Annotated in this window: 1 protein-coding gene; it reads right to left on the bottom strand. The window is 50.2% G+C overall.

What is annotated here, in order from left to right; genetic code table 11:
• Positions 1-239: hypothetical protein (locus BT993_RS07095; RefSeq protein WP_143604342.1), on the bottom strand; the 239-nt coding region annotated here is incomplete at both ends.

Here is a 239-nt window from a genome sequence, read left to right as displayed (position 1 = left end):
GCAGATAATGCGCTTGAGCTTCTGGTGCTGCGTTTTTTCATCGGTGAAGATGATTTGCTTACCTTCCGGGAAAAACTCCTTCAGCGTGGCGATCAGCTTCGCGTATTTTGGTGTAACGGGGTGAGTTACGGTCTGTTCGTCAATGCCAAACCTGGCCAGGCGCTTATTCACTTCCTGCTCGAACGCTTCCGGAACCTGCAACTGAATAAACTCGCCCTTATCTATCAGGGAGTATTGCG

Origin of the sequence: Streptobacillus ratti (assembly GCF_001891165.1) — a bacterium.
Taxonomy (GTDB): Bacteria; Fusobacteriota; Fusobacteriia; order Fusobacteriales; family Leptotrichiaceae; genus Streptobacillus; species Streptobacillus ratti.
The sequence above is the reverse complement of the archived record's forward strand: the minus strand, read 5'-3'. Positions and strand labels throughout refer to the sequence as shown.